Source organism: Flavobacterium humidisoli, assembly GCF_023272795.1.
GTDB lineage: Bacteria > Bacteroidota > Bacteroidia > Flavobacteriales > Flavobacteriaceae > Flavobacterium > Flavobacterium humidisoli.
On sequence record NZ_CP096829.1, the window covers coordinates 1278195 to 1295163 of the forward strand.

The window sequence follows — 16969 nt, forward strand, 5'->3', positions numbered from 1 at the left end:
TAAAAAAAATAACCATTTATGAATGTATTAAAACGTTGCGTTTTCGGTTTAAGCCTTTTGAGTCTGGCTGCAGTTTTTGTTCAATGTAAAAACGATAAAAAAGCAGACACAGAAAAGGTTGAAACTGATGAAAAAGCTTTAGTTACAATTGACAAATCGGAATACGGAACTACTGCTAAAGGCGAAAAAGTAGAGAGCTATAAATTGAAAAACCAAAATGGGATGGAAGTAGATATCATCACTTTTGGAGGAAGAATTACAGATTTGAAAGTGCCTAATAAAGCAGGCGTTTCTGAAAATGTAGTAATCGGATTCAACTCTTTGGCTCAGTACGAAAAAGAAAATCCATTTTTTGGAGCTTTAATCGGAAGATACGGAAACAGAATTGCTAAAGGTAAATTTTCGCTTGACGGAAAAGAATATCAATTGGCAATTAACAATGCGCCAAATGCTTTACACGGAGGTCCGCAAGGATTTTTTAACGTAGTTTGGAAAGCTGATGAGGTTAAATCTGGAGATACAGCTTCTTTAAAATTATCTTATGTAAGTAAAGATATGGAAGAAGGCTATCCAGGAAACTTAAAGGTTTTTGTGACTTATACATTGACGAATGACAATCAGTTAGAAGTTTTGTATGAAGCAACAACAGACAAAAAAACGGTTGTTAACTTGACACAACATTCATACTTCAATTTATCTGGAGATTTTACCAAAACAATCTTAGATCACGAACTGACATTAAATGCAGATAAATTAGTTCCGGTTGATGCAGATTTGATTCCTACAGGAAAATTAGAAGATGTGGCTGGTACACCTTTCGATTTCAGAACTTCTAAATTAATTGGAAAAGATATCAATGCTAAAAATGAGCAGTTAGAAAAAGGAAAAGGTTACGACCACTGCTGGGTATTGAATAACCCTGAAAAAGGAAAAACAATTATTGCAAAAGTATATCACGCAGCAAGCGGAAGAGTTATGGAAATGACAACAGACGAGCCTGGAATTCAGTTTTACTCAGGAAATTTCCTTGACGGAACTCTGCCAATGCCAAACGGAGGAACTTTTGCACACAGAACAGGATTATGTCTAGAAACAGAACATTATCCAGATTCACCAAACCAGAAAAATTTTCCAACAACGGTTTTAAACCCAAGAGAAAATTATAAAACTAAAACTACTTTTAAATTCTCGGTAAAAAAATAATTTTAGAATCTGTTAATTAATTTAGTAATTCTTTAAAAACCTCGGAAGCTCTGTGTTTTCGAGGTTTTTTTTAAACAAATAAAAAATGCATTAAGATTATAGAGACTTTGTTAATTTGTTAAATTATTTCTTACGTTTGTGATATAACTATAACAAAAACCTCCCTTATGAAAAAAATATTTAAAGCATTACTAATGCTATTAACATCTTCATTATTTGGAATCGTAAATGCTCAGGTTCAGATGAATTTTAAATTCGACACGCCTTACGGTAAAAATACTGCTGTCGGAAAATTTGCTGAACTCAACGGAGCTAAAATCTACTATGAAGAATATGGAAAAGGAGAGCCTTTGTTATTGATACATGGAAACGGAGGAAATATTGAATCAATGGGAAATCAAATTGATTATTTTAAAAATAAATATAGGGTTATTGTTGCCGACAGCAGAGGACAAGGTAAATCGGAGTTGAAAACAGATTCTCTAACATATGTCCAAATTACAAAAGATACAGAAGCATTGGTTAGTCACTTAAAACTGGATTCGATAAGTATTATTGGATGGAGTGACGGAGGAATTGTTGGATTGCAAATGGGGATTTCGGGGAAGTCAAAAATAAAGAAAATTATAGCTATGGGGGCCAATTTAAGACCTGATTCTACGGCTATTTATTCGTGGGCGGCAAAAGATGTTCAGAATTTGAAAAAAACGATTGCTTCAAAGATTAAAGAAAAAGATACTAGCGAGAATTGGGGTCTAATGAAACAAATTTCTGGACTTTTAGTAGATCAGCCTAGTATTGCAACAAAAGATTTATCAAAAATTAAAGCAAAAGTCCTTGTAATAGCTGGAGATAGAGATGTAATCAGAAATGAGCATACGGTTGAAATTTTCGAAAATATACCAAAAGCGCAGTTGGGTATTATGCCTGGAGAGACGCATTTTGCGCCAGCTTCAAGTCCAGAATTATTTAATGCATTAGCAAATAAGTTTTTATCTGAACCCTTTAAAAGACCAGATTCAGATTGGACTAAATGGGGTAAATAAAATTCAATCAGCAGAATTATGTTATTTTAGCTACGAATTTCAGCTTCATTTAATTCGTGGCTAAAAAAACAAAAAAATGACTTCCAAACATACATTCAAAGCAGAAGCAAACTGGACTTCCAAGCAAGTTGCATCAGATTCTTCCAAAAGATTCTACAGCAAAAGCCATCAAATAAAAATTGAAGGGAAACCAGTTTTAGATATTTCAGCGGCCAAAGCCTTCAAAGGCGATCCGTCATTATACAATCCAGAAGATTTGTTATTGAGCAGTTTGGTCTCGTGCCACATGATGTCATATTTGTACGTGTGCTCTCAAAACGGAATAGAAGTTATCGAATATTCAGATAACGCAGAAGCAATATTAGAAGTAAATCCAGATGGGAGCGGGCGTTTTGTTGAAGCAAGATTATATCCGAAAGTAAAAATCTCAAATCCAGATCAAATTAACTTAGCATTAGAATTGCATCAAAAAGCAAATCAATTGTGTTTTATTGCTAATTCGTGCAATTTTCCGGTTTTGCATGATGCGAGTTGTGATGCAGTATAAAATCAAAAAAACCTCTTCCGTTAAGAAGAGGTTTTTGTACCCGGAGCCGGAGTCGAACCGGCACGGTTTCCCACAGGTGTTTGAGACCAGCGCGTCTACCAATTCCGCCATCCGGGCGTAGCAGACGAAAAAATAATCAAAAGCGATTATTTTAACGCAATAGAATGAAGTCATAAATGGCGCCATTCCTTTAACACGGTGCAAATGTAAAAAATAATTTTAAACGAACTACTAAAAATACTTAAATTTTTGCTTTCAGTGTTCAATAAATTTTATAAATTTGCAGCTCGTTAAAACGAAGCACACACAACTAACTACATCCGAGACATTTATACGCATTCCGCTTTATTGAAATATAAAGTTGAATTTTTTTAAAAGTAACGGGATAAAACAACAAATTACAATGTCGCACCTAGAACCAGAAGCTAAAATTTTTGCTTGTTCACAAAGTGTTTATCTTGCAGAAAAAATTGCAAAAGATTACGGAATTCCGTTAGGAAAAGTAACGATGTCAACGTATAGTGATGGAGAATTTCAGCCGTCTTACGAAGAATCAATAAGAGGTTTGCGAGTATTTATCGTATGTTCAACTTTTCCAAGTGCAGATAATCTGATGGAATTGTTGTTAATGATTGATGCGGCAAAACGTGCATCAGCAAGACATATTACAGCTGTTATGCCTTATTTTGGTTGGGCAAGACAAGATAGAAAAGACAAACCAAGAGTTCCAATTGGAGCAAAGTTAGTAGCAAACCTATTGACTGCTGCAGGAGCAACAAGAATCATGACTATGGATTTGCATGCAGACCAGATTCAAGGATTCTTTGAAAAACCAGTAGATCATTTATTTGCATCTACCATCTTTTTACCATACGTAGAAAGTTTAAAGTTAGAAAATCTGACAATTGCATCTCCAGATATGGGAGGTTCAAAAAGAGCATATGCTTACTCTAAGTTTTTAGAATCAGATGTAGTAATCTGTTACAAACAAAGAAAAGCAGCCAACGTTATCGATACTATGGAGCTTATTGGTGAAGTAAAAGGACGTAACGTAATCTTAGTAGACGATATGATCGATACAGGGGGGACTTTAGCGAAAGCGGCAGACCTAATGATCGAAAAAGGAGCGCTAAGTGTTAGAGCAATTTGTACGCATGCTATTTTATCTGGCGGGGCATACGAGAAAATCGAAAACTCAAAATTAACAGAGTTAATCGTGACAGATTCTATTCCGTTAAAGAAAGAATCAAAAAAGATAAAAGTGGTAAGCTGTGCGCCTCTATTTGCTGAGGTTATGCAGATGGTTCACCACAACAATTCCATCAGTGGAAAATTTATAATGTAAAAGCAATAGGCTTTAGGCTATAAGCCGTAAGCTAATCGCAATTATAAAAAGCTTAAAGCCTAGTGCTTAAAGCTTACAGCAAAATAGAATATTTATATTAATAACTATATTTTTTTTACAATGAAATCGATTACAATTAAAGGATCAGAAAGAGAAAGCGTGGGCAAAGTGTCAACTAAAGCCTTACGTAATGCTGGAGCGGTTCCTTGCGTGTTATACGGAGGAAATCAAGCAGTACACTTCTCAGCAGACGCTGCAGCGTTCAAAAACTTGGTTTACACTCCAAATGCACACACAGTTGTGATTGAGCTTGGAAAAGGAAAATCATTCAATGCAATTTTGCAAGATATCCAAGTTCACCCAGTAACTGACAAAATTTTACACATTGACTTCTTCCAATTATTTGATGATAAAGAAATCACAATGGAAGTTCCTGTGAAAATCGTTGGTACATCTAAAGGTGTTCTTGCAGGAGGTGTTTTACGTTTAAACCAACGTAAATTAAAAGTTAAAGCTTTACCAGCAAATCTTCCTGATTTCGTTGAAGCTGACATCACTCCACTTGAAATGGGTAACAAATTATATGTTACTAAAGTTGGAAAACCAGAGTACAAAATTATGCACCCAGACAACACAGTTGTTTGTCAAGTGAGAATCTCTCGTGCTGCTATGAAAGCTGCTCAAGAGGCTGCAAAAGCTGCAAAAGCTCCTGCAAAAGGAAAGAAAAAATAATTTTTTTCAAAACTCAATACAAAAAGCCTCAATCTTACGATTGGGGCTTTTTTTTTAGATGCTAAGTTTCTAAGATGCTGAGATGCTAAGGTTTTTTATTTAGGAAATTATCTAATTGACACATTTTCTAATTATCTAATTATCCAATTGCTACATTCTCTAATTAATCTTACTTTTGCAATCATGATAAAATGGATAACAAACCTGTTTTCATCAACGCCAAAAGAAGAGAACATAGAAAATATGAAAAAATATTTAATCGTAGGATTAGGAAATATCGGTGCAGAATACGTAAACACTAGACACAATATCGGATTTAAAGTATTGGATTATTTAGCCAAAAAAGAAGGGCTTTCATTTGAAACCGTAAAATTAGGTTCAATGGCTGAATATAAATTTAAAGGAAGAACCTTTTTTCTTTTAAAGCCAAATACTTACATGAACTTAAGCGGTAAGGCGGTAAAATATTGGATGGATAAAGAAAATATACCATTAGAGAATATTTTGGTCATTACAGACGATTTAAATCTGTCATTTGGTACGATTAGAATTAAGCCAAAAGGAAGCGACGGTGGTCATAATGGTTTAAAAAACATTAATCTAGTTTTAAATACGCAAAACTATACACGTTATAGATTTGGTATTAGTGATGAATTCAAAAAAGGACAGCAGGTAGATTATGTTCTAGGAGAATGGACAGCCGAAGAAGAAGTAAAACTCCCAGAACGTTTAGAAACTTCAGCAGAAATTATTAGAACTTTTGGAACCGCTGGTTTAGAAAATACAATGACAACATTTAATGGAAAATAAAGATTTTCAGATGTTTATATTATAAAAATGTAAATTATCAGTGAATTTAATTCAATTATAACGAAATAGTATTTTCAATTCCAAAGTTAAATGTCTAAATTTGGGATAAATTATTTATAAACCATAAAAATCATAATACCATGGCTTTTGAATTACCACAATTACCTTATGCATACGATGCATTAGAACCACATATTGATGCACGTACAATGGAAATCCATCATACAAAGCACCACAATGCCTATACTACAAATCTTAATGCAGCTATTGCTGGAACAGATTTAGAAGGAAAAACAATCGAAAACATCTTAATCAACTTAGATAAATCTAACGCTGCAGTTCGTAACAATGGTGGAGGTTTCTACAACCATAATTTATTCTGGACTGTAATGTCTCCAAACGGAGGAGGATTGCCTACAGGTGATTTATTGGCTGCAATTGAAGCTTCTTTCGGATCATTCGAAGAATTTAAAGCAAAATTTGCTAAAGCTGGAGCTACACAATTCGGTTCTGGATGGGCTTGGTTAACAGTTCAAAAAGGAGGAAAATTAGAAGTTGTAGGTACTCCAAATCAAGACAATCCATTAATGCCAGAAGTTGCTGGTAACGGTGGAACTCCAATCTTAGGAATGGACGTTTGGGAGCACGCTTACTACTTAAACTACCAAAACAGAAGACCAGATTATATTGAAGCTTTCTTCAGTGTAATTAACTGGACAGAAGTTGCTAGAAGATTTGCTTTAGACAAATAGTCTATTTAAAGAAAATAGAATATAGAAAAAAGACGGATGATCGAAAGATTGTCCGTCTTTTTTTATCTATACTTTTTTATTTCTCTTTGGTCTATAATCTATATTCTCTTATCTTTTTTCTCTTCTTACAAAATAAAAAAGGTGGAACTTCTTCCACCTTTTTTGCCCCAAATCTACCATAAACTTAACCTACTAATGTTATGGTTCAGTAAAGATATGGCGACTATTTTTTTGAAAGAAACTTTTCGGATAAAAAGCAACTATATCCGATTAAAGGTCTAGAATGGCTGTTTTATTAATTTGTTGATTTTCAACAATAAAAAAGGCGGAATCTCTTCCGCCTTTTTTGCCCCAAATCTACCATAAACTAACCTACTAATGTTATGGTTCAGTAAATGTATGGCGGACATTTTTATAAAGAAAATTTTTTAGATGAAACGCAATTATATCCGATAAAAACATCGTAACAACCTGTTTTTCAATTGATTGATTGTTTTAATAAAAAAGGCGGAATTTCTTCCACCTTTTTTGCCCCAAATCTACCATAAACTAACCTACTAATGTTATGGTATAGTAAATGTATGGTGGTTATTATTGTGATGAAAAAAATTTAGATGAAAGGTAAGTAAATCCGATTAAGAGATATAATCGGCTGTTTATAAATTGTTTGAGTTAATTCCAATAAAAAAGGTGGAATTTCTTCCACCCTTTTTGCCCCAAATCTACCATAAACTTAACCTACTAATGTTATGGTATCTCAAAAGTATCATAGCTTTTCAATTTCACCAAAGAAATAGGATGAACGGCAAAAAAAACCGATGAAATGCACAATTTAACCTTTTGTTAGTATTTTATTAATAAGCTCGAGCGTCTTTTCCTTCGTAAAAATTCATGAAGGCACGATTTACAACTCGATTTCCACCAGGAGTAGGGTAGTCTCCTGTAAAGTACCAGTCTCCTAAATTTTTAGGACATGCCTTGTGTAAATCGTCTACAGTTTGGAAGATGATTTTTACTTCGGCATTTATTTCTGGTGAGCTTAACATTTCTGCAATTTTATCTGAAATCTCCTCGTCTGTAAATTGGTCGTAAATTGCTGTTACGTAGTTTACCACATCTTTATCAAGGAAATTTTCTTGTGCTTTACATTTTGCATATACTTCATCTACAATATGGTAAAGGTTTCTTTCTTTTAATAAAGCAAGAGCTGCTCTAAAGGCTACTAGACCTTCTAGTTTTGCCATATCAATTCCATAACAATCTGGGTAACGAATTTGTGGTGCAGATGAAACGATTACGATACGTTTTGGTTTCAAGCGATCCATCATTTTAATGATGCTCATTTTCAATGTAGTACCACGAACAATACTGTCGTCTATAATAACCAGATTATCTTCTGGTTTAATTACGCCATACGTAACATCGTAAACGTGGGCAACTAAATCGTCACGGCTGCTGTCTTCGGTAATAAAAGTTCTAAGTTTAGCATCTTTAATTGCTACTTTCTCTGTACGAATCTTTACAGCTAAAAGTTCTTGAAGGGTTTCTGTTGTTAATGTATTTCTATTTTCAAGAATATAATTGTTTTTTCTCTGGTTTAAGAAATCCTGAGCAGCTTCAACTAAACCATAAAAAGAAGTTTCGGCTGTATTTGGAATATAAGAGAAAACAGTGTTATCTGTATCGCTGTCAATTGCTTTAAGAACAGCAGGTAAAATTAATTTTCCTAAATCTTTACGTTCTTGGTAAATTTCGGCATCACTTCCTCTTGAGAAATAAATTCTTTCGAACGAACAAGCTTTTTTGATTGTTGGTTCCAAGATTTGATTCATAGAAACATTTCCGTTTTTCTTGATGATTAAAGCGTGGCCAGGATCGATTTCTTGAACGCTTTCAAAAGGAACGTTGAATACAGTTTGAATAACAGGTCTTTCAGAAGCTACAACTACGACTTCGTCATCTTGATAAAAGTAAGCTGGACGAATTCCTGCCGGATCTCTAAAAACAAATGCATCACCATGGCCTAATAAACCTGCCATAGCATAACCTCCGTCTAAGTTTTTAGCCGAACGCCCTAATATTTTGGCAATATCCAAACGTTCTGCAATTACTGGAGAAGCTTCTCTTTTTGAGTAACCTTCAGCTTTACAGTCTTGATACAATTGCATTACTTCCTTATCCAAGAAGTGACCAATTTTTTCCATTACCGTAACAGTGTCAGCCATTTCTTTTGGATGCTGCCCTAATTCAACAAGATTTTCGAAAAGCTCTTTAACATTGGTCATGTTAAAGTTCCCAGCCAAAATCAAGTTACGGTGCATCCAGTTACTTTGACGTAAAAATGGGTGAACACTCTCGATGCTGTTTTTCCCAAAAGTTCCGTAACGAACGTGGCCTAAAAACAATTCTCCAACGTACGGGATATTTGCTTTTAGTTCTTTCATGTCGTCTCCAAGTTCTGGATGCGCTTTTAGTTCTTCGCTAACGCGCTCATTGATTTGTTTGAAAACATCTTGGATAGGCTGCGAATGATTTGATCGAACTCTGCTAATATAGCGCTGTCCAGGTTCAACATCAAATTTAATGCTAGCAAAACCAGCTCCGTCTTGTCCGCGGTTGTGCTGTTTTTCCATCATTAAATACATCTTCTGGATTCCGTAGAAAGCAGTTCCGTATTTTTCTTTATAATATTCAAGCGGTTTTAGTAGTCTAACTAAGGCTATACCACATTCGTGTTTTAAAGCGTCGCTCATTGTTTTTTGTTGTTTGTGTGTTGTTGTAAGTTGTGTGTATTAACGTAATAAAAAAGCCCCGTTTTATCGAGGCTCTTAGGCATTATATTTCTATGTCAAACTGAGTTAACGACTTAAATTGCTGTAATCGAATCGCTACTTCGGCTTTGCTTAATGATTCCATCCTTTCAGTTCCAAATTTCTCCACACAGAATGAAGCTAAATTTGAACCGTAAATAATTGCATTCTTCATGTTGTTGAATGAAATGTTTTCGCTTTGTGCTATAAATCCAGAGAAACCACCTGCGAAAGTATCTCCAGCTCCTGTTGGATCAAAAACATCTTCTAATGGTAAAGCTGGTGCAAAGAATACTTCTCTGTTGTGGAATAAAAGTGCTCCATGCTCTCCTTTTTTGATCACCACATATTTTGGTCCCATGTCTTGGATTTTAGAAGCTGCTTTTACTAATGAATATTCGCCAGAAAGCTGTCTCGCTTCTTCGTCATTGATTGTAATAACATCTACACGTTTAATAACGTCTAATAATTCTGGAAGAGCGCAATCCATCCAAAAGTTCATTGTATCTAGAACAACTAATTTTGGTTTTTTCTCCATTTGGTCTAAAACACTGCTTTGTACTAATGGGTGTAAGTTTCCTAACATTACAACATCAGCATCTTTGTAGTTTTGAGGAACCTTTGGCTGAAAATCAGCTAAAACATTCAATTCCGTTACAAGAGTGTCTCTAGAGTTTAAATCATTGTGGTATAAACCGCTCCAGAAAAAAGTCTTTCCACCTTTTACAATTTCGATACCAGAGATATCAATATTTTTTGAAGTTAAAAGATCTAAATGTTCTTGAGGGAAATCGTCGCCAACTACAGAAACAATGGCCGATTGCAAGTTAAAAAAGGATGCTGATAAACCAATATACGTTGCAGCACCACCTAATATTTTATCTGTTTTTCCGAAAGGAGTTTCAATCGCGTCGAAAGCAACTGTTCCAACAATCAATAGTTTATTCATTTTATGAATTTCGAATTAGGGTGCAAAGATACTTCATAAGTTACAATCTTGCAATGGTTTAGGTTCTCAAAATTTTCTTAAAAAAATGACAACGATTTCGGAGTAAAACTATTGTAAATGAATTGGTTAAAATTGATTTTTTGACGAGATTAAAATATGTTTTTTAGATTTAAATTGCAAGTTTTTTGAAAATAATTGCGAATAATTTACAACTGATTCTTCTGTCTTAATTTTTTAAATCAAGAAGATTTTCTTTTCTCACTTATAACACGAAAAATTATTTGCGTATGATTCTTTATTTATTTTATATTTTTAATCCAATTGATAGCATCTTTCATAGGTTCTTCAGAGCTTGAAAATGCGGTATTGTGACCCAAGTTTGGAAATAACTTATATTCGTAAGCTTTTCCTTTTAATTTTAATTTATCAAGATATTCAATTGATAATTTCACAGGAACTTGAATGTCTTTGCCTCCAAAAATCCAGATTCCTGGAATTGATAATTTAGAAAGAACACCTTCAGGATCTGTGTCAATAAATTCGTATTTATCAGGGTCATTGAATACATGTTTTCTTGCTTCTTCTTCTGAATGTGTGTCCCAAAATAAATTATTTCCATTTGTATAAAATTGGAATCTCAATTGTTCTTTAACCGTTATAAGAGCTCCGCTAAATATTGTCATAAATTTGACTTTCTTATTTTTCTCTGCAGCCAATGGAATGATCCAGCCAGCTTGACTACCACCGATTAAGCCGATTGGTATTTTAGTATTTGACAGAGATTTAGATAAAGTGTTTACAGCAGCGCTTGCATCTAAAGACAAAAGATTTAGATTGGAGAAATCAACATTGTTGGTTCCTACTTCTGGTCCGGCATATACACCCGCTGATTCACCGACTCCGCGTTTATCATACGTTAAAACCGCAATTCCATTGTTGGCTAGAATTGTAGCAAAGTCTAACATTCTTTTTTCTTGCCCAGATCCATGAACAATAACAACGGCAGACTGAATGTTATTAGGTATAAAAACAGTTCCAGCGAGTGAAATTCCTTCACTTACAAATTTTATTTCTTTAGTAGCAAAGTTTGTTGGAATTGCTGTGGCATAATTAGTGACAGAAAACAACAATATTAAAAGAGAATATGTATATGTTTTTTTTGCTCTTAAGATGCGTTTAAATATTGTCGTTTTATTTTTCATTTTTAATTTTATAGTTGATATTTCTTATCAAAGTAATTTTTCAAAATCCCAACCTGAATCAAAATCATAATGGGAACTATTAAAATGGCATACAAAATATTTTTAGAGAAATGAATTCCTGAAAAGGCTGTTGACATTCTATCAGAGTATAATTTCCCAACTTCGTCAATTTTGAAATCAGTTTCTGAAACTGAGAATAGAGATACATAAATTACTAATGCTGCTATAGCCAAGCCAATCGAAATCCAGATTGGTTTAGAAATTAAAGGCTTGTACGCTTTCAATTTTTTCTCTTCTAAAATTTGAACATTTGCCATAATTTTTGAAGTGAAATCTATTGATGGTGACTGCAGTTTTTCCTCAGCCATCATTTTATCAATAAGTTGTTCTATATTTTTATCGCTCTCTCTCATAACATTCTATTATTTCTGGTTCTAACTGCTGTCTCAAAATTACAGCTAATTTCTGTCGGCTCCTAAATAATTTTACTTTCGCATTATTGGCCGAAATGTTCATTATTTTTCCGATTTCTTCTAAATTCTGATCATCAAAATAAAATAAAGTTAAAAGAAAGTTTTCGTCGCTGGGTAATAAATTTAAACATTTTTGAATGGTTTGCTTTCGTTCTTTTTCTTCCAAAGCACTTAAAGCATTGTCCATTGTTTTGATTAAATGAGACGAAAAATCATCGATAGAAATATTTAAATCTTCCTTTTTATTTTTCTTTAAACGATCCAGACAAGTATTATAAGCAATTTTATAAATCCAAGTCGAAAATTTAGATTCTCCTTTAAATTTCGTCAGCGAATTATAAATCTTTATAAAAGTGTCTTGGGCAACTTCTTCTGCTTCTTCCCGGTTTTTAACCATTTTAAGAGCCAAAGTAAAGATCATATCTTTATAACGATCCACAAGAACGGCAAACGCACTGGTTTCGCCTTGCAGAATTTTATCGATATAATGTTGATCATGTATTGTGCTCATATTATATAGGACGACAGTTTGTTTGTTTAGGTTACAAGAATTGTGAAATAAATTCCAAAAAATAAATTCCAAAAAATAAATTCCAAATTCCAATCTTAGCATTTATATCATATAAAGTAGGAGTAAACTTTGACAAGTCTGAATGTGATATAACTTTGTATTTTAAATTTAATAAAGAGGGGAGTTTCTAAAATAATTTTAGACTTTAAAATTAACTGATTATCAGTAGTTTTTGATATTTTGAGCCTAAAATTTGAAATTTTTCACCAAAAGTTGTAACCTCAATTTAAAAACCCTCGTCATATGGGATATATCAATCAATTAAAAACGTAAAATATCATGGACGACAAAATTTTAATTCCAATTAGCTTTTTCTTAATGATCTTCGGAATTGTTTATCTTATTTATTCAACAAGAAACAGAGAGCGTCTGGCTCTTATAGAAAAAGGGGTAGATGCCAGTATTTTTATTCAGGGAAAAGGAAATGGAGTTCCAGCTTGGAAAATCTTTGTGGTAAATCTAGCATTCTTATTAATAGGTAGCGGTGTCGGAATTTTTCTTGCACTGTTAATTACCACTTATACCTCTTTAAACGACGGAGCGGTTTATCCTTCAATCATTTTCATCATGGCGGGAATCGGACTTTTGACTGGATTTAAAACAGCAAAAGATTTGGATAAAGAGTAAATTAAGGAATAAAGTTAGTACAAAAAACGCATCAAGTAATTGATGCGTTTTTTTATTCTTTTGATCCGATGGTTTCGTAATAAACATCAACCGAAAGTTTTGGTTGCATAGATGCCATAACAGCCAATTGATCGCAACGCTCATTTTGCGGATGATTGTTGTGGCCTTTAATCCATTTAAAATCGACTTGATGTTTTCGGTAGACAATTAGAAAACGTTTCCATAAATCTGGATTTTTTTTATCCTTATATCCTTTTTTCTCCCACCCAAAAACCCATTTTTTTTCTACAGAATCTACAACGTATTTAGAATCGGAAACGACAAGGACTTTCATGTTTGGTTTTTTGAGTTTTTCTAAACCTACAATTACGGCTAGAAGTTCCATTCTATTATTAGTAGTAAGACGAAAACCTTCATAAAATTCTTTTTTATGAGGAGTGCCAACCAATTCCATTACCACGCCGTAACCTCCATTGCCAGGATTTCCTTTTGCTGCGCCATCTGTATATATATGTACTTCGTGATTCATTTAATTTTAGATTTCAGATTTTAGATTTCAGATTGATCTAAAATTGATTTTTGTAATTGTAATTGATTTTTGAATTTGATTTTATTCTTCCAATATTCTATGAATAATCTCTGGGAAATGTTTTTGTTCCAGTTCATGAATCTTTTCTGCCACCGTCTCTGGAGTGTCTTCATCAGTCAAGGCCACATTTGCTTGAAAGATAATAGCGCCTTCATCATAGTTTTCATTAACGTAATGAATCGAGATTCCTGTTTCTTTCTCCTTATTGTTTACAATTGCTCTATGAATGTGCATTCCGTACATTCCTTTACCTCCATAGTTAGGCAAAAGTGCAGGATGAATATTAATTATTTTGTTTGGGTATTGCTCGATGATGTTTTCTGGGAACTTTAGTAAGAAGCCAGCCAAGATTATTAAATCTGGGTCGATTTCTTGTACTTTTTGTAGTACGTTTCTCTCTAAAAGTTCGTTTTTTGAGAAGATTTCGACAGGAATTTGATGATTTTTTGCTCTGTCAATAACTTTTGCCGAAGCATTATTGGTGAAGACTGAGACAACCTTCGCGATTTCGGTGTTCGAAAAATATTTTATAATGTTCTCTGCGTTAGTTCCTGATCCTGAGGCGAAAACGATAATTTTTTTCATAGAGTTGTGTGTTTTAAGACTGCAAAAAACGGAATAAAAATCGAAAATAAATAGCTTTAAAAGACCTTTCTTGAAATTAATTTTATAAATTAGTGTCACATTTATAAACTAAATAGTTGTTTTAAAATAAAGTTTTTTATTTTTGCCAACAAATTAAATTCTAAAATTAAAGATTATGTCAGACATTGCATCAAGAGTAAAAGCGATTATCGTAGACAAATTAGGTGTTGACGAAAACGAAGTTGTAACAGAAGCAAGCTTCACTAATGATTTAGGAGCTGACTCATTAGACACTGTTGAGCTTATTATGGAATTCGAAAAAGAATTTGATATTCAAATTCCAGACGATCAAGCAGAAAACATTGCTACTGTTGGTCAAGCTATTTCTTATATCGAAGAAGCAAAAAAATAATAATACCACACCCGAATTTTAAAAACTCCAAATTTGAATGATCAAATTCCAAAAAATGGGATTTGTTTTTAAAAAATGGGATTTTCTAAAAATCGGGTGTTATTATTTTTTAAATTTTTAAATTTCGATTGATTTTCAATCAAACAAGATATATTTATATAAATACCCATGGCTCTTAAGTAGCAATACGATTAAGAAAGCAATGGGTTTTATTTGTTTAAGACACAAAATACATATTTATGGCATTAAGGCGAGTTGTTGTAACAGGATTAGGTGCACTTACTCCTATTGGGAATAATATCCAGGAATATTGGAATGCACTTGTGAATGGAGTTAGCGGAGCCGCTCCGATCACATATTATGATACCGAAAAACACAAAACGAAATTTGCCTGCGAAGTAAAAAACTTCAATATTGAAGATTACATGGATCGCAAGGAATCTCGTAGATTAGATAAGTTTGCACAATATGCAATTGCTGCCAGTGATGAAGCTATTAAAGATGCTGGAATCACAAACGATAACGTAAACAAACAAAGAGTTGGTGTTATCTGGGGAGCAGGAATTGGAGGTTTAGAAACTTTTCAGGATGAAGTATTGTACTATGCAAAAGGTGATGGAACTCCAAAGTTCAATCCTTTCTTTATACCAAAAATGATTGCCGATATTGCTCCTGCACATATTTCTATGCGTAACGGCTATATGGGACCAAATTATACAACGGTTTCTGCTTGTGCATCTTCTGCAAATGCATTAATCGATGCTTTCAACTACATTCGTTTAGGAATGTGCGACGTTATTGTTTCTGGTGGTTCTGAAGCTGCAGTTACAATTGCTGGTATGGGAGGATTTAGCTCAATGCACGCTTTATCTACAAGAAACGAAAGCCCAGAAACGGCTTCAAGACCTTTTGACGCAACTAGAGATGGTTTCGTTTTAGGAGAAGGAGCAGGAGCTTTAGTTTTGGAAGATTATGAGCATGCTAAAGCAAGAGGTGCAAAAATCTACTGCGAAATTGGCGGTGGAGGTATGTCTTCTGACGCTTACCACTTAACAGCACCACATCCGGAAGGAATTGGAGTTATTGCAGTAATGGAAAATACATTGAGAGATGCAGGAATGACTCCTGATCAAGTTGATCATATCAACACTCACGGAACTTCTACTCCATTAGGAGACGTTGCAGAATTAAAAGCAATTAGTAAAGTGTTTGGTGACCATGCTAAAAACATCAACATCAACTCTACAAAATCTATGACAGGACACTTATTGGGTGCTGCTGGAGCTATTGAAGCAATTGCTTCTATCTTGGCAATGCAACACGGAATTGTTCCTCCAACGATTAACCATACAGTTGTTGACGAAAACATTGACCCATCTTTGAACCTTACTCTAAACAAACCTCAAAAAAGAGAAGTAAATGTTGCTATGAGTAATACATTTGGTTTTGGTGGACACAATGCTTGTGTATTGTTTAAAAAACTAGCTGATTAATTTTCTGTATATGAATATTATCAAAAAAATATTTTCTAAATCCCGTTCTCTAGAAGACGGGATTTTTTTTGACACTATTCAGAAAATTCTTGGTTTTCCGCCTACAAATGTTGATTTTTATCGAAGAGCTTTTACACATCGTTCTTCTAATAAATTAGATCAAAATGGGCATCCTATAAATTACGAACGCTTAGAATTTTTAGGAGATGCGATGTTAAGTGCCGTTATTGCTGCACATTTATTTAATAAAGCTCCAAATGGCGATGAAGGTTATTTAACCAAAATGCGTTCGAAAATTGTGAGCCGAGAGCATTTGAACGAATTAGGAAAAGATTTAAATTTAGTACAGTTTGTAGAAAGTAAAGTGCCGATTCAGCACTTTGGAGAAAACATCCACGGTAATATTTTTGAGTCTTTGATTGGAGCAATTTACTTAGATAAAGGCTATTCTTTTTGCGAGAAATTCATCCAGAAAAGGGTAGTTACTCCTTATGTTGACATTGCTCGACTAGAAGGAAAAGTTATAAGTTATAAAAGCTTAGTTATCGAATGGTGTCAGAAGGAAAAAAGAGTTTTTCATTATGACATTTTTGAAGATAATGGTATAGATGGCCAGCGTTTATTTGGTGTCAAATTGAGTATTGATGATAAAGTTGTCGCAAGAGCGCGAGCAACATCAAAAAAGAAAGCAGAAGAAAAAGCATCGCAACGAGCTTATTTTGCATTTCAAGAAAAAATTGACAAGAAATAGCTGCAAAAATGTTGTAACTATCACAAGGCTACAACGTTTTCGTTTATAATTTAACAAAACAAGCATGTCATA

General features: G+C 33.7%; 18 protein-coding genes and 1 tRNA gene. 11 read left to right on the forward strand and 8 right to left on the reverse strand.

The features are described from left to right. Positions 1-18 precede the first annotated feature (18 nt). The 3 genes from M0M44_RS05855 to M0M44_RS05865 all read left to right on the forward strand — a co-directional run bounded on the left by M0M44_RS05855 (position 19) and on the right by M0M44_RS05865 (position 2796). Complete coding sequence (locus M0M44_RS05855; protein ID WP_248728934.1) at positions 19-1203, forward strand: aldose epimerase family protein; 1185 nt, start codon at positions 19-21, stop codon at positions 1201-1203. 167 nt (positions 1204-1370) lie between these two features. After that, positions 1371-2249 carry an alpha/beta fold hydrolase gene (locus tag M0M44_RS05860; RefSeq protein ID WP_248728935.1) on the forward strand — a complete coding sequence of 293 codons (879 nt, stop codon included), beginning with the start codon at positions 1371-1373 and terminating at the stop codon, positions 2247-2249. Between the two features lie 76 nt (positions 2250-2325). Next, complete coding sequence (locus tag M0M44_RS05865) at positions 2326-2796, forward strand: OsmC family protein (RefSeq protein WP_248728936.1); 471 nt, start codon at positions 2326-2328, stop codon at positions 2794-2796. A gap of 37 nt (positions 2797-2833) precedes the next feature. On the opposite strand, the gene M0M44_RS05870 is transcribed toward M0M44_RS05865, so the two are convergent. Next, positions 2834-2913, reverse strand: a tRNA-Leu gene (locus M0M44_RS05870). Between the two features lie 286 nt (positions 2914-3199). Here M0M44_RS05870 and M0M44_RS05875 point away from each other — a divergent pair. From M0M44_RS05875 to M0M44_RS05890, 4 genes are all read left to right on the forward strand, one after another. Further along, positions 3200-4141 (forward strand): ribose-phosphate pyrophosphokinase, encoded by a 942-nt coding sequence (locus tag M0M44_RS05875; RefSeq protein WP_177211423.1) that lies wholly within the window; start codon positions 3200-3202, stop codon positions 4139-4141. Between the two features lie 120 nt (positions 4142-4261). After that, positions 4262-4873, forward strand: a complete 612-nt coding sequence (locus M0M44_RS05880; protein WP_026727205.1) for a 50S ribosomal protein L25/general stress protein Ctc — start codon at positions 4262-4264, stop codon at positions 4871-4873. A 183-nt stretch (positions 4874-5056) separates the two neighbouring features. Beyond that, positions 5057-5683, forward strand: a complete 627-nt coding sequence (gene pth / locus M0M44_RS05885) for an aminoacyl-tRNA hydrolase (protein WP_248728937.1) — start codon at positions 5057-5059, stop codon at positions 5681-5683. A 140-nt stretch (positions 5684-5823) separates the two neighbouring features. After that, positions 5824-6435 carry a superoxide dismutase gene (locus M0M44_RS05890; RefSeq protein ID WP_095930681.1) on the forward strand — a complete coding sequence of 204 codons (612 nt, stop codon included), beginning with the start codon at positions 5824-5826 and terminating at the stop codon, positions 6433-6435. Between the two features lie 854 nt (positions 6436-7289). Here the strand turns inward: M0M44_RS05890 and M0M44_RS05895 are convergent. The 5 genes from M0M44_RS05895 to M0M44_RS05915 form a co-directional block, all read right to left on the reverse strand. Beyond that, positions 7290-9188, reverse strand: a complete 1899-nt coding sequence (locus tag M0M44_RS05895; RefSeq protein WP_248728938.1) for an amidophosphoribosyltransferase — start codon at positions 9186-9188, stop codon at positions 7290-7292. Positions 9189-9270: 82 nt separating this feature from the next. After that, positions 9271-10194 (reverse strand): PfkB family carbohydrate kinase, encoded by a 924-nt coding sequence (locus tag M0M44_RS05900; RefSeq protein ID WP_177211420.1) that lies wholly within the window; start codon positions 10192-10194, stop codon positions 9271-9273. A gap of 299 nt (positions 10195-10493) precedes the next feature. Continuing rightward, positions 10494-11396 (reverse strand): alpha/beta hydrolase family protein, encoded by a 903-nt coding sequence (locus tag M0M44_RS05905; protein WP_248728939.1) that lies wholly within the window; start codon positions 11394-11396, stop codon positions 10494-10496. Positions 11397-11404: 8 nt separating this feature from the next. Then, a complete protein-coding gene (locus M0M44_RS05910; RefSeq protein ID WP_248728940.1) occupies positions 11405-11809 on the reverse strand; it encodes a hypothetical protein in 405 nt (134 codons plus the stop codon). Continuing rightward, on the reverse strand, positions 11793-12380 hold the full coding sequence (locus M0M44_RS05915; RefSeq protein ID WP_248728941.1) for an RNA polymerase sigma factor: 588 nt from the start codon (positions 12378-12380) through the stop codon (positions 11793-11795). Before M0M44_RS05915 ends, M0M44_RS05910 begins: the two co-directional genes overlap by 17 nt. A 339-nt stretch (positions 12381-12719) precedes the next feature. Between M0M44_RS05915 and M0M44_RS05920 the strand changes: the two genes are divergently transcribed. Beyond that, positions 12720-13067, forward strand: a complete 348-nt coding sequence (locus M0M44_RS05920) for a DUF6249 domain-containing protein (RefSeq protein ID WP_095930687.1) — start codon at positions 12720-12722, stop codon at positions 13065-13067. A gap of 52 nt (positions 13068-13119) precedes the next feature. On the opposite strand, the gene rnhA is transcribed toward M0M44_RS05920, so the two are convergent. Both rnhA and purN read right to left on the reverse strand, forming a co-directional pair. Next, complete coding sequence (rnhA, locus tag M0M44_RS05925) at positions 13120-13596, reverse strand: ribonuclease HI (RefSeq protein WP_095930688.1); 477 nt, start codon at positions 13594-13596, stop codon at positions 13120-13122. 81 nt (positions 13597-13677) lie between these two features. Next, positions 13678-14241, reverse strand: a complete 564-nt coding sequence (gene purN / locus M0M44_RS05930) for a phosphoribosylglycinamide formyltransferase (RefSeq protein ID WP_248728942.1) — start codon at positions 14239-14241, stop codon at positions 13678-13680. A gap of 175 nt (positions 14242-14416) precedes the next feature. On the opposite strand from purN, the gene M0M44_RS05935 reads away from it, so the two are divergent. The 3 genes from M0M44_RS05935 (at position 14417) to rnc (ending at position 16897) form a co-directional block, all read left to right on the forward strand. Next, positions 14417-14653, forward strand: a complete 237-nt coding sequence (locus tag M0M44_RS05935; RefSeq protein ID WP_007137004.1) for an acyl carrier protein — start codon at positions 14417-14419, stop codon at positions 14651-14653. A gap of 239 nt (positions 14654-14892) precedes the next feature. Further along, positions 14893-16146 (forward strand): beta-ketoacyl-ACP synthase II, encoded by a 1254-nt coding sequence (gene fabF, locus M0M44_RS05940; RefSeq protein ID WP_111368511.1) that lies wholly within the window; start codon positions 14893-14895, stop codon positions 16144-16146. A gap of 10 nt (positions 16147-16156) precedes the next feature. Continuing rightward, a complete protein-coding gene (gene rnc, locus M0M44_RS05945; RefSeq protein ID WP_095930691.1) occupies positions 16157-16897 on the forward strand; it encodes a ribonuclease III in 741 nt (246 codons plus the stop codon). The last annotated feature ends 72 nt before the right edge of the window (positions 16898-16969 follow it).

Excerpts from the sequence above, each read along its gene's own strand:
- M0M44_RS05855 (WP_248728934.1), top strand. The coding sequence starts at position 19 with ATGAATGTATTAAAACGTTGCGTTTTCGGTTTAAGCCTTTTGAGTCTG.
- M0M44_RS05860 (WP_248728935.1), top strand. The coding sequence starts at position 1,371 with ATGAAAAAAATATTTAAAGCATTACTAATGCTATTAACATCTTCATTA.
- M0M44_RS05865 (WP_248728936.1), top strand. The coding sequence starts at position 2,326 with ATGACTTCCAAACATACATTCAAAGCAGAAGCAAACTGGACTTCCAAG.
- M0M44_RS05875 (WP_177211423.1), top strand. The coding sequence starts at position 3,200 with ATGTCGCACCTAGAACCAGAAGCTAAAATTTTTGCTTGTTCACAAAGT.
- M0M44_RS05880 (WP_026727205.1), top strand. The coding sequence starts at position 4,262 with ATGAAATCGATTACAATTAAAGGATCAGAAAGAGAAAGCGTGGGCAAA.
- pth (WP_248728937.1), top strand. The coding sequence starts at position 5,057 with ATGATAAAATGGATAACAAACCTGTTTTCATCAACGCCAAAAGAAGAG.
- M0M44_RS05890 (WP_095930681.1), top strand. The coding sequence starts at position 5,824 with ATGGCTTTTGAATTACCACAATTACCTTATGCATACGATGCATTAGAA.
- M0M44_RS05895 (WP_248728938.1), bottom strand. The coding sequence starts at position 9,188 with ATGAGCGACGCTTTAAAACACGAATGTGGTATAGCCTTAGTTAGACTA.
- M0M44_RS05900 (WP_177211420.1), bottom strand. The coding sequence starts at position 10,194 with ATGAATAAACTATTGATTGTTGGAACAGTTGCTTTCGACGCGATTGAA.
- M0M44_RS05905 (WP_248728939.1), bottom strand. The coding sequence starts at position 11,396 with ATGAAAAATAAAACGACAATATTTAAACGCATCTTAAGAGCAAAAAAA.
- M0M44_RS05910 (WP_248728940.1), bottom strand. The coding sequence starts at position 11,809 with ATGAGAGAGAGCGATAAAAATATAGAACAACTTATTGATAAAATGATG.
- M0M44_RS05915 (WP_248728941.1), bottom strand. The coding sequence starts at position 12,380 with ATGAGCACAATACATGATCAACATTATATCGATAAAATTCTGCAAGGC.
- M0M44_RS05920 (WP_095930687.1), top strand. The coding sequence starts at position 12,720 with ATGGACGACAAAATTTTAATTCCAATTAGCTTTTTCTTAATGATCTTC.
- rnhA (WP_095930688.1), bottom strand. The coding sequence starts at position 13,596 with ATGAATCACGAAGTACATATATATACAGATGGCGCAGCAAAAGGAAAT.
- purN (WP_248728942.1), bottom strand. The coding sequence starts at position 14,241 with ATGAAAAAAATTATCGTTTTCGCCTCAGGATCAGGAACTAACGCAGAG.
- M0M44_RS05935 (WP_007137004.1), top strand. The coding sequence starts at position 14,417 with ATGTCAGACATTGCATCAAGAGTAAAAGCGATTATCGTAGACAAATTA.
- fabF (WP_111368511.1), top strand. The coding sequence starts at position 14,893 with ATGGCATTAAGGCGAGTTGTTGTAACAGGATTAGGTGCACTTACTCCT.
- rnc (WP_095930691.1), top strand. The coding sequence starts at position 16,157 with ATGAATATTATCAAAAAAATATTTTCTAAATCCCGTTCTCTAGAAGAC.